This is a genomic window from Klebsiella sp. CB_Kp196 (assembly GCF_040061575.1).
GTDB classification, from domain to species: domain Bacteria; phylum Pseudomonadota; class Gammaproteobacteria; order Enterobacterales; family Enterobacteriaceae; genus Klebsiella; species Klebsiella michiganensis.
Genome location: NZ_JBEAFH010000072.1, coordinates 23,470 through 34,756 on the forward strand (window position 1 = coordinate 23,470; position 11,287 = coordinate 34,756).

The window sequence follows — 11,287 nt, forward strand, 5'->3', positions numbered from 1 at the left end:
TAATGTTAAAAGTGCCAGTAAAATAAAGGTAGTGCAATAGATATGGATCGTATTATTGAAAAATTAGATCGCGGCTGGTGGATCGTCAGCCACGAACAGAAATTATGGTTGCCCGACGGAGAATTGCCCTACGGCGAAGCGGTAAATTTTAATCTTGCGGGGCAGCCCGCGCTGCGAATCGGAGAATGGCAGGGCGATCCGGTGTGGCTGGTCCGCCAGGATCGCCGGCATGAGATGGGATCGCTGCGTCAGGTGCTCGATCAGGATGCTGGCCTTTTTCAACTGGCGGGACGCGGGATCCAGTTGGCGGAATTCTACCGCTCGCACAAATTCTGCGGCTACTGCGGCCATCCTATGCACCCCAGCAAAACCGAGTGGGCAATGCTGTGCAGCCACTGCCGCGAACGCTACTACCCGCAAATCGCCCCGTGCATTATCGTCGCCATCCGTCGGGATGATTCTATCCTGCTGGCGCAGCATACTCGCCATCGTAACGGCGTGCATACGGTGCTGGCCGGGTTTGTCGAAGTCGGCGAAACCCTGGAGCAGACCGTTGCCCGCGAGGTGATGGAGGAGAGCGGCATTAAGGTGAAAAACCTGCGCTACGTGACCTCTCAGCCCTGGCCGTTCCCACAATCGCTGATGACCGCGTTTATGGCCGAGTACGATAGCGGCGAGATTGTCATCGACAAGAAAGAGCTGCTGGAGGCGGGATGGTATCGCTATGACAATCTGCCGCTTTTGCCGCCGCCGGGCACCGTGGCGCGCCGTCTGATTGAAGATACCGTGGCGATGTGTCGGGCAGAGTATGAGTGACATGTTGCATATACTTTATCCTTCAAATTGCCTCTTTGTTGGCTGCTTTCACTTACCCCAGTCACTTACTTGAGTAAGCTCCTTGGGTTCATTCAATTGCCGCCTCGATCCACTTTGAATGATTTTGTGTATAAACTTGGCGCATCAACGCTAAAGGAATGTAAAAATGACCGAACTGAAGAACGATCGCTACCTGCGCGCGCTGCTACGCCAGCCGGTTGATGTCACCCCGGTATGGATGATGCGTCAGGCGGGCCGCTATTTACCGGAATATAAGGCCACCCGCGCCGAGGCGGGCGATTTTATGTCGCTGTGTAAAAACGCCGAGCTTGCCTGTGAAGTGACGCTGCAGCCGCTGCGCCGCTATAAGCTGGATGCGGCTATCCTCTTCTCGGACATTCTCACCATCCCGGATGCGATGGGGCTGGGGCTCTATTTCGAAGCCGGGGAGGGCCCGCGTTTTACCTCACCCATTACCGGCAAAGCGGATGTCGATAAATTACCCGTCCCCGACCCGGAAGATGAGCTTGGCTACGTGATGAACGCCGTGCGCACCATCCGCCGTGAGCTGAAGGGAGAAGTGCCGCTGATTGGCTTTTCCGGCAGCCCGTGGACGCTGGCGACCTACATGGTGGAAGGCGGCAGCAGCAAAGCGTTTACGGTGATCAAAAAGATGATGTACGCCGAGCCGCAGGCCCTGCACGCGCTGCTCGATAAGCTGGCGAAAAGCGTCACGCTGTATCTGAATGCGCAAATCAAAGCGGGCGCGCAGTCGGTGATGATCTTTGATACCTGGGGCGGGGTGCTGACCGGCCGGGATTATCAGCAGTTCTCGCTCTATTACATGCATAAAATCGTTGATGGGCTGCTGCGTGAGAATGATGGCCGCCGCGTGCCGGTGACGCTGTTTACCAAAGGCGGCGGGCAGTGGCTGGAAGCGATGGCGGAAACCGGCTGCGATGCGCTGGGGCTCGACTGGACGACCGATATCGCCGATGCGCGGCGTCGCGTCGGCCATAAAGTCGCCCTGCAGGGCAATATGGATCCCTCGATGCTCTATGCCCCTCCGGCGCGCATCGAAGAAGAGGTGGCGACCATTCTCGCCGGGTTTGGCCAGGGCGAAGGCCATGTCTTTAACCTTGGGCACGGCATTCATCAGGACGTCGACCCGGAACATGCGGGCGTATTTGTGGAGGCAGTGCACCGGTTGTCGGCGCCATACCACCGTTAAGGAGTGAATATGGATTTGTCATCGCTACGCACCAAGCAGCTCAGCCTGGCGGCATCGGTTGAACGAGGCGATCGGCTGGACCAGGATCCGCCGACGCTGATCGGCGGAGCGGATGTTGGATTTGAGCAAGAGGGAGAGGTGACCCGGGCGGCGATGGTGCTGCTGAGCTATCCGTCCCTGGAGCTGGTGGAGTATCAGGTCGCGCGCGTCGCGACCACGATGCCCTATATCCCCGGCTTCCTCTCCTTTCGCGAAACCCCCGCGCTGCTGGCGGCCTGGGAGCAGCTTTCGCAGAAGCCAAATCTCTTATTTGTTGATGGCCACGGTATTTCCCACCCGCGCCGCCTCGGCGTCGCCAGCCATTTTGGTCTGCTGGTGGATGTGCCGACCATCGGCGTGGCGAAAAAACGGCTGTGCGGTAAGTTCGAGCCGCTGGGCGATGAGCCCGGCGCGCTGGCGCCGTTGTTAGATAAAGGCGAGCAGCTGGCGTGGGTTTTGCGCAGTAAAACGCGCTGTAATCCCCTGTTTGTGAGTACCGGGCACCGCGTGGGCCTGGATAGCGCGCTGATGTGGGTGGAGCGCTGCCTGAAAGGCTACCGCCTGCCTGAACCGACGCGCTGGGCTGATGCCGTGGCGTCCCGGCGTCCGGCGTTTGTGCGTTGGCAAGCAAATCACGACTGATTCAGGTACACTGCGGCTAATTTCTGACTTCGAGATTTCATCATGTTACAAAACCCGATTCATCTGCGTCTGGAGAAGCTGGAAAGCTGGCAGCACGTGACCTTTATGGCCTGCCTGTGCGAGCGGATGTACCCCAACTACGCCATGTTCTGTCAGCAAACTGAGTTCGCCGATGGCCAGCTTTATCGCCGTATTCTCGATCTGATCTGGGAAACGCTGACGGTAAAAGATGCGAAGGTGAATTTCGACAGCCAACTGGAAAAGCTGGAAGAGGCGATTCCGGCCGCTGATGATTACGACCTGTACGGCGTCTATCCGGCCATTGATGCCTGCGTGGCCTTGAGTGAGCTGATTCATTCGCGGCTGAGCGGCGAAACGCTCGAACATGCTATTGAAGTCAGCAAGAGCTCGATCACCACCGTTGCGATGCTGGAAATGACCCAGGCTGGTCGCGAAATGACCGACGAAGAGCTCAAGGAAAACCCGGCAGTCGAACAAGAATGGGATATTCAGTGGGAGATTTTCCGTCTTCTGGCCGACTGCGAAGAACGCGATATTGAACTGATCAAAGGGCTGCGTGCAGACCTTCGCGAGGCCGGTGAGAGCAATATTGGTATAAATTTTCAGCAATGAGACCAGAAAACGTGATTTACCGCCTGAATTGTAGCGTCTGAAGGCTTCCATTCCGCCCCCCGTCTGGTCTACATTTGGGGGGCGAAAAAACGTGGCTATCGGTGCGTGTATGCAGGAGAGTGCTTTTCAGGCATTTCCGTCGCACTCGATGCTTAGCAAGCGATAAACACATTGTAAGGATAACTTATGAACAAGACTCAACTGATTGATGTAATTGCGGACAAAGCTGACCTGTCCAAAGCACAGGCGAAAGCTGCCCTGGAATCTACCCTGGCTGCAATTACCGAGTCTCTGAAAGAAGGTGATGCTGTTCAACTGGTTGGTTTCGGTACCTTCAAAGTGAACCACCGCGCTGAGCGTACTGGCCGCAACCCGCAGACCGGTAATGAAATCAAAATCGCCGCAGCAAACGTACCGGCATTTGTTTCTGGTAAAGCTCTGAAAGACGCAGTTAAGTAAGACCGCGTGGCAGTGTACAGTTTTATCGAAGGGGCTTGTCGGCCCCTTTTGTCTACCTGGCGCCGCACGCTGGCGCTGGTAGGCGTATTGCTGCTCACTGCCTGCAGCCATGATTCCTCTCTCCCGCCGTTTACCGCCAGCGGATATGCGGATAACCAGGGGGCGATGCGTATCTGGCGCAAAGATTCTAACGGCGAGGTCCATCTCCTTGCCGCCTTCAGTCCATGGCGTCATGGTAATACTTCGACCAGCGAGTACCGCTGGCAGGATGGCCAGCTCGCGCTGATTGAACTCAACGTCTACGGTAAACCGCCGGAACATATTCGCGCCCGGTTTGATGCGCAGGGCGAACTCAGCTTTATGCAGCGTGAAATCGATGGGCAGAAGCAGCAGCTTTCCAGCGATCAGGTCGCGCTATACCGCTATCGCGCTGAGCAAATACGCCAGACCAGCGACGCTCTGCGTCAGGGACGCGTTATGCTGCGCCAGGGGCGCTGGCATGCCAACAGGACGGTGACCACCTGTGAAGGTCAGACCGTGAAGCCTGACCTCGATACGCAGGCGCTGGCGCATATTGAGCGACGCCAGAATCACTCATCCATTGAGGTCAGCGTGGCGTGGCTGGAAGCGCCTGAAGGCTCTCAGCTGCTGCTGGTGGCAAACGAAGATTTCTGCACCTGGCAGCCGACAGAAAAAAGCTTCTGAGCCTTACCAGTGGCTCATCCCCATATGACCGCGGCCTCCGCCGCAGATCCCTGGTCCCATACCCACACCGCGAGAAATACCCGCCTGCGCTAATGCGAGATCGAACTTAACCCGCTGCTGGGCCAGCTGTTGACCGATAACCTCCATCTCCTGGGCAATGGATTCGACTTTCGCGCTGTCAGGCTTATCCGCGGTTAACAGCGCATGGTATTCGTAGCGTTTTGATTGAAGCTGCTGACGTAAAACGCGGGTTTGTTCATAGAAATCGTTATGCAGCTTCCGGGCAGTGGCCTGCTGATCGGCGGTGAGCTGGCTGTAGCCCTGGGGGCCCATTCCGCTGCCGTTATTCCAGTGGTGCCTTGCCCAGGCTGAACTGCTACCGAAAGTCAGCGCGGCGAGGGCAATCAGCGTCAGCGTCATTTTTTTGTTCCGTTTCATAGGTTATTCTCCTGGCTTATGGTTTCTCAATGATTTGCATCTTCTGTGCCAGAATGGAAAGGCCGCAGGATATCGGGCATTGAGCACCTTCCAGCCAGACGAGAGCGAGTAAAAATGACTCGCGGTCAAGGAGGCTGCGGGTCATTTTTACTCGATCGCCTTCCCGGTTTGCGCATGAGAAGCGGTTAGACGGGACGGAAAAATGGCATGATTTCTGCTGAGCGATACGGTGTCTGAGGAAAGGGAGTTGTCATGAACGCGATGCGGTTGTCTAAGGATTCCGTCGCCGTCTGGCTGAGCTGGTTGTTAACCGGCCTTATCTTGCTGCTGGTGTGCCTGTTCTCTGCGTTAATCGTGCGTGATTATGGCCGTGAAAATGAAGCCGCGCGCCAGACTATCCAGGAAAAGGGCAGCGTGCTGATTCGCGCCCTTGAGTCCGGCGCCCGGGTGGGCATGGGAATGCGTATGCATCATTCCCAACTGCAGGCGTTGCTGGAGGAGATGGCCTGGCAGCCAGGCGTGCTGTGGTTCGCTGTGACGGATGAGAGCGGTAAAATCATTGCCCATAGCGACCCGCAGCGGGTTGGTGAGTCGCTCTACTCTGCCAGCACTCTGCGTGAGCTGAATATTGGGAGCGAGGAGCGCTGGCGCCGGCTCGAAAAACCGGAACCGGCGCTGGAGATTTATCGTCAATTTCGCCCGCTTAACGGCGGCGGGCATCATATGCGCATGATGATGCGTCGCGAAGCTGCCGGGCTACGTACCCAGGCTCCCCAGGTTATTTTTATTGCTTTTGATACCCGCGAGCTGGATGCCGACCATGCCCGTAGCCTGCGTAATATGGTTATCATGCTCTGCGCGGCGGGCGTAGTGATGGCGGCAACGTTGCTGGCGCAGTTCTGGTTCCGCCGCTATCAACGTTCGCGCAAGCAGTTGCAGGAGGCGACGGCGCGTAAAGAAAAGCTGGTGGCGCTTGGTCATCTGGCCGCGGGCGTCGCCCATGAGATCCGCAACCCGCTGTCATCTATAAAAGGGCTGGCAAAGTATTTTGCCGAGCGAACCCCAGCCGATGGCGAAGCGCATCAGCTGGCCCAGGTGATGGCGAAGGAAGCCGATCGCCTGAACAGGGTCGTCAGCGAGCTGCTGGAACTGGTGCGTCCGGCGCATTTAACGTATCAATCGGTTGATTTGAATGACGTGATTACGCACTCGCTTCAGCTAATTAGCCAGGATGCCGCCAGCCGGGCAATAACGCTCGCGTTCACCGCGCAGCCCGCGCTATGCCGCATTCAGGCCGATCCGGATCGTTTGAAACAGGTGCTGCTGAACCTTTATCTCAATGCCGTCCACGCTATTGGCCGCGATGGCGTGATTACGGTGGCGGTGAGGGAATGCGGCGACGGGCGAGTAAAGGTGAGCGTTGCGGACAGCGGCAAGGGGATGACGGCGGAACAGCTACAGGCCATTTTTACCCCGTACTTCACGACCAAGGCCGACGGCACCGGGCTGGGCCTGGCGGTGGTGCAGAACATTGTCGAGCAGCACGGCGGAACGATTCACGCCGAGAGCGCCCCCGGCGAAGGCGCGCTATTTACTCTCTATTTGCCGGTCAACGGGCAACAAAAGGATGAACAAGGATGAGTGGCGAGCAGATCGATATTCTGGTGGTGGACGATGACATTAGCCACTGCACTATCTTACAGGCGCTGTTGCGGGGCTGGGGATACCGGGTTGCGCTGGCCTACAACGGTGTACAGGCGCTGGAACAGGTGCGCCAGACGGTGTTTGATCTGGTGCTTTGCGATATCCGCATGGCCGAGATGGACGGCATCGAAACGCTGAAAGAGATCAAAACCTGGAATCCGTCGATTCCGGTATTGATCATGACCGCATACTCCAGCGTCGATACCGCCGTGGAGGCGCTGAAATCCGGTGCGCTGGACTACCTGATTAAGCCGCTGGACTTTGACAAGCTGCAGCAGACGCTGTCTGAGGCGTTGGCCCATACGCGGCTGAGCGAGTCACCCGTCGCGGGTAGTCCCCCCGCGGCCCAGTTTGGCATGGTGGGCGATAGCCCGGCGATGCGGGCGCTGCTGAATAATATTGCCCTGGTTGCCCCCTCTGATGCGACGGTATTAATTCACGGCGAGTCGGGCACCGGGAAAGAGCTGGTCGCGCGGGCGCTGCACGCCAGCAGCGCCCGCAGCCGCAGGCCGCTGGTGATCCTCAACTGTGCCGCGCTCAACGAGTCGTTGCTGGAGTCGGAGCTGTTTGGTCACGAGAAAGGCGCCTTTACCGGCGCGGACAAACGGCGAGAAGGGCGTTTTGTTGAAGCGGACGGCGGTACGCTCTTTCTCGATGAGATTGGCGATATTTCACCGCTGATGCAGGTGCGCCTGCTGCGGGCGATTCAGGAGCGTGAAGTGCAGCGCGTGGGCAGCAATCAGACCCTTTCGGTAGATGTACGGCTAATTGCCGCCACCCACCGGGATTTAGCTGAAGAGGTCAGCGCCGGACGTTTTCGTCAGGATCTCTACTATCGCCTGAACGTCGTGACTATCGATATGCCGCCGCTGCGTCAGCGCAAGGAGGATATCCCTCAGCTGGCGCGCTATTTCCTGCAGCGTTATGCCGAGCGTAACCGCAAAGCGGTGCAGGGGTTTACGCCGCAGGCGATGGACTTACTGATTCACTACGCATGGCCGGGGAATATTCGCGAACTGGAAAATGCGGTAGAGCGGGCGGTGGTCCTGCTGACCGGAGAGTATATCTCGGAACGCGAGCTGCCGCTGGCGATTGCCGGTACGTCGGTTTCGGACGCGCCGCACGGCGAGGATATTATTCAGCCGCTGGTGGAAGTCGAGAAAGAAGCGATCCTGGTGGCGCTCGAAAAAACGGGCGGCAACAAAACTGAAGCCGCCCGTCAGCTGGGCATTACGCGCAAAACGCTGCTGGCAAAGCTCAGCCGTTAGCTGTTTTGCTCACGCTCAATAGCGCGCCAGCCGATGTCGTTACGGCTAAAGCTGCCGTCCCAGCGGATATCGCTCATCAGGGCGTAAGCGCGCTTTTGCGCTTCAGCGACGGTGTGACCCAGCGCGGTAGCGCAGAGCACCCGGCCGCCGCTGGTCAGCACGCGATCGTCATCAGCGAGTCTGGTACCGGCGTGGAAGACCTTGCCGTCAGCCGCTTCTTCCAGCGGCAGGCCGTGGATCTCATCACCGGTACTGTAGTTGCCCGGATAGCCACCGGCGGCGATCACCACGCCCAGCGAGGCGCGTTCGTCCCACTCGGAGGTTTTCTCATTCAGCTTGCCGTCGCAGGCGGCGAGGCACAGATCTACCAGATCCGATTTCATGCGCAGCATGATCGGCTGGGTTTCCGGATCGCCAAAGCGGCAGTTGAACTCGATAACCTTCGGGTTTCCCTGTTTATCGATCATCAGGCCCGCATAGAGGAAACCGGTGTAGGTGTTCCCTTCCGCTGCCATACCTTTTACGGTTGGCCAGATAATGCGTTCCATGGTGCGCTGGTGAACCTCATCGGTTACCACCGGCGCCGGTGAGTAAGCGCCCATACCGCCCGTGTTCGGGCCGGTATCGCCATTGCCCACGCGTTTATGATCCTGGCTGGTGGCCATCGGCAGGACGTGCTCGCCGTCGACCATCACGATAAAGCTCGCCTCTTCGCCGTCGAGGAACTCTTCAATGACGATGCGGTGTCCGGCGTCGCCAAAGGCGTTACCTGCCAGCATGTCGTGAACGGCGGCTTCCGCTTCTTCCAGCGTCATGGCGACAATCACGCCCTTGCCGGCGGCCAGGCCGTCGGCCTTGATGACGATCGGCGCGCCTTTCTCACGCAGGTACGCCAGCGCGGGCTCGACTTCGGTGAAGTTCTGGTATTCCGCCGTCGGGATGTTATGACGCGCGAGGAAATCTTTGGTGAAGGCTTTGGAGCCTTCAAGCTGCGCCGCGCCTTCCGTTGGGCCGAAGATTTTCAGCCCTGCGGCACGGAACGCATCGACAACGCCAATTACCAGCGGCGCTTCCGGGCCAACGATGGTCAGGTCAATCTTCTCGCTTTGCGCAAAGCTCAGCAGCGCCGGAATATCGGTGACGCCGATAGCCACGTTCTGCAGCGCCGGTTCCAGCGCGGTGCCCGCGTTACCCGGGGCGACAAAAACGGTATCAACCTGCGGTGACTGTGCGGCCTTCCAGGCCAGCGCGTGTTCGCGTCCGCCGTTGCCAATAACTAATACTTTCATCGTCTGCTCCGTGAATTAATGGCGGAAGTGGCGCATGTCGGTGAAGATCATCGCGATGCCGTGCTCATCGGCGGCGGCAATCACCTCTTCGTCGCGAATAGAACCACCGGGCTGAATGACGCAGCTCACGCCAACGGCAGCAGCGGCATCAATACCGTCGCGGAACGGGAAGAAAGCGTCGGACGCCATAGCCGAACCTTTCACTTCCAGACCTTCATCACCGGCTTTAATCCCGGCGATTTTGGCGGAGTAAACGCGGCTCATCTGGCCTGCGCCTATCCCGATGGTCATATTCTCTTTGGCGTACACAATGGCGTTGGATTTAACGAATTTCGCCACTTTCCAGCAGAACAGCGCATCGCGCAGTTCCTGCTCGGTCGGCTGGCGTTTGGAAACCACGCGCAGTTCGCCTTCCGTAACCATACCCAGATCGCGATCCTGAACCAGCAGGCCGCCGTTAACGCGTTTGAAGTCCAGACCAGGTACGCGCTGCGTCCACTGACCGCAGGTCAGGACGCGGACATTCTGTTTCGCGGCAGTGATCTTCAGGGCTTCTTCCGTCGCAGACGGCGCGATGATCACTTCAACAAACTGGCGGGAGATGATCGCCTGCGCGGTTTCGGCATCCAGTTCGCGGTTAAACGCGATAATGCCGCCGAAGGCAGAGGTCGGGTCAGTTTTGTACGCACGGTCGTAGGCGTCCAGAATAGAGGTGCTTACCGCTACGCCACATGGGTTGGCGTGCTTCACAATAACGCAGGCCGGCTCGCTGAATTCTTTGACGCATTCCAGCGCGGCATCGGTGTCAGCGATGTTGTTATAGGAGAGCGCTTTACCCTGAACCTGCTGTGCAGTGGCGACAGAGGCTTCTTTGACTTCTTCTTCTATATAGAAGGCCGCCTGCTGGTGGCTGTTTTCACCATAGCGCATATCCTGCTTCTTAACGAAGTTCAGATTCAGGGTGCGCGGGAAGCGACCCGCGGCTTCTTTGCTCTCGCCGTGATAGGCCGGAACCATGCTGCCGAAGTAGTTGGCAATCATGCTGTCGTAGGCGGCGGTGTGTTCGAATGCCTTAATGGCGAGGTCGAAGCGGGTGTCGAGGGTCAGGGAGCCTTCGTTGGCATCCATCTCTTTAATAATGGCATCGTAGTCGCTGCTCTTCACCACGATGGCGACGTCTTTATGGTTCTTCGCCGCTGAGCGAACCATGGTTGGGCCGCCGATATCAATGTTTTCTACCGCATCTTCCAGCGAGCAGCCCTCGCGGGCAACGGTTTGAGCAAACGGATACAGGTTAACCACCACCATATCAATAGGCGCGATACCGTGTTGTTCCATAATACCGTCATCCTGGCCGCGGCGACCGAGAATACCGCCGTGAACTTTCGGATGCAGGGTCTTCACGCGTCCGTCCATCATTTCCGGGAAACCGGTGTAGTCAGAGACTTCGGTAACCGGCAGACCTTTCTCAGCCAGCAGGCGTGCGGTACCACCCGTAGACAGTAGCTCGACACCACGAGCGGAAAGCGCCTGCGCGAATTCGACGATACCGGCCTTGTCAGAAACACTGAGCAGGGCGCGGCGGACTGGACGACGTTGTTGCATGGTATTAAATCCCCAGGATTTGAATATTACAGAGAGCGTTAGGTGAATTTTTGTCTAAAAACTCACCTAACGCACCCAACCGGGCATCCTTGTTATAGCGCGGCATTGTAACGAAAACGTTTGCGCAACGCTCGCGAATTTTTATCTTTCTCTTTTTAGCCCAGGATCGCGCCCTATAGAGAGAGGATAGCGGGCCTTTATAAGAGGGTATCGGCCGCCACCTGTGGATAATTCTGTGCGTAACAGGGTATAAAGCGGGGTTTTGCTGGGGAATGCAGCAGTCAGTCATTTTTCTGCAATTTTACTATTGCGGATGCTCGGGAACTCCCTATAATGCGCCTCCATCGACACGGCAGATGTGAATCACTTCACAAACAACCCGGTCGGTTGAAGAGAAAAAAACCCTGAAATAACGGGTTGACTCTGAAAGAGGAAAGCGTAATATACGCCACCTCGCA

Annotated in this window: 11 protein-coding genes; 8 read left to right on the forward strand and 3 right to left on the reverse strand. The window is 57.6% G+C overall.

Annotated features, from left to right (window positions below):
* Positions 1-42: 42 nt before the first annotated feature.
* The 6 genes from nudC (at position 43) to ABLU87_RS25275 (ending at position 4,525) form a co-directional block, all read left to right on the forward strand.
* On the forward strand, positions 43-816 hold the full coding sequence (nudC, locus tag ABLU87_RS25250) for an NAD(+) diphosphatase (RefSeq protein ID WP_004097667.1): 774 nt from the start codon (positions 43-45) through the stop codon (positions 814-816).
* A 166-nt stretch (positions 817-982) separates the two neighbouring features.
* On the forward strand, positions 983-2,047 hold the full coding sequence (gene hemE / locus ABLU87_RS25255) for a uroporphyrinogen decarboxylase (protein WP_014227501.1): 1,065 nt from the start codon (positions 983-985) through the stop codon (positions 2,045-2,047).
* A 9-nt stretch (positions 2,048-2,056) separates the two neighbouring features.
* Positions 2,057-2,728: a deoxyribonuclease V gene (nfi, locus tag ABLU87_RS25260; RefSeq protein WP_064378466.1), complete on the forward strand. Its 672-nt coding sequence runs from the start codon at positions 2,057-2,059 to the stop codon at positions 2,726-2,728.
* A gap of 42 nt (positions 2,729-2,770) precedes the next feature.
* Positions 2,771-3,361 carry a YjaG family protein gene (locus ABLU87_RS25265; protein WP_004097673.1) on the forward strand — a complete coding sequence of 197 codons (591 nt, stop codon included), beginning with the start codon at positions 2,771-2,773 and terminating at the stop codon, positions 3,359-3,361.
* A gap of 186 nt (positions 3,362-3,547) precedes the next feature.
* A complete protein-coding gene (gene hupA / locus ABLU87_RS25270) occupies positions 3,548-3,820 on the forward strand; it encodes a nucleoid-associated protein HU-alpha (protein WP_004097675.1) in 273 nt (90 codons plus the stop codon).
* A gap of 12 nt (positions 3,821-3,832) precedes the next feature.
* Positions 3,833-4,525: a DUF1481 domain-containing protein gene (locus ABLU87_RS25275; RefSeq protein ID WP_004097677.1), complete on the forward strand. Its 693-nt coding sequence runs from the start codon at positions 3,833-3,835 to the stop codon at positions 4,523-4,525.
* Between the two features lie 3 nt (positions 4,526-4,528).
* Here ABLU87_RS25275 and zraP read toward each other — a convergent pair whose 3' ends face one another.
* Positions 4,529-4,963, reverse strand: a complete 435-nt coding sequence (gene zraP, locus ABLU87_RS25280) for a zinc resistance sensor/chaperone ZraP (RefSeq protein WP_064358925.1) — start codon at positions 4,961-4,963, stop codon at positions 4,529-4,531.
* Positions 4,964-5,215: 252 nt separating this feature from the next.
* Between zraP and zraS the strand changes: the two genes are divergently transcribed.
* Both zraS and zraR read left to right on the forward strand, forming a co-directional pair.
* Positions 5,216-6,604 carry a two-component system sensor histidine kinase ZraS gene (gene zraS / locus ABLU87_RS25285; protein WP_025107528.1) on the forward strand — a complete coding sequence of 463 codons (1,389 nt, stop codon included), beginning with the start codon at positions 5,216-5,218 and terminating at the stop codon, positions 6,602-6,604.
* Positions 6,601-7,935, forward strand: a complete 1,335-nt coding sequence (zraR, locus tag ABLU87_RS25290; RefSeq protein ID WP_032721071.1) for a sigma-54-dependent response regulator transcription factor ZraR — start codon at positions 6,601-6,603, stop codon at positions 7,933-7,935. Before zraS ends, zraR begins: the two co-directional genes overlap by 4 nt.
* On the opposite strand, the gene purD is transcribed toward zraR, so the two are convergent.
* Entirely contained in the window at positions 7,932-9,224 is a 1,293-nt protein-coding gene (gene purD / locus ABLU87_RS25295; RefSeq protein ID WP_014227507.1) for a phosphoribosylamine--glycine ligase, read from the reverse strand. The two genes, zraR and purD, sit on opposite strands and share 4 nt — an antisense overlap.
* A gap of 15 nt (positions 9,225-9,239) precedes the next feature.
* Positions 9,240-10,829 (reverse strand): bifunctional phosphoribosylaminoimidazolecarboxamide formyltransferase/IMP cyclohydrolase, encoded by a 1,590-nt coding sequence (gene purH / locus ABLU87_RS25300; RefSeq protein ID WP_014227508.1) that lies wholly within the window; start codon positions 10,827-10,829, stop codon positions 9,240-9,242.
* Positions 10,830-11,287 lie beyond the last annotated feature (458 nt).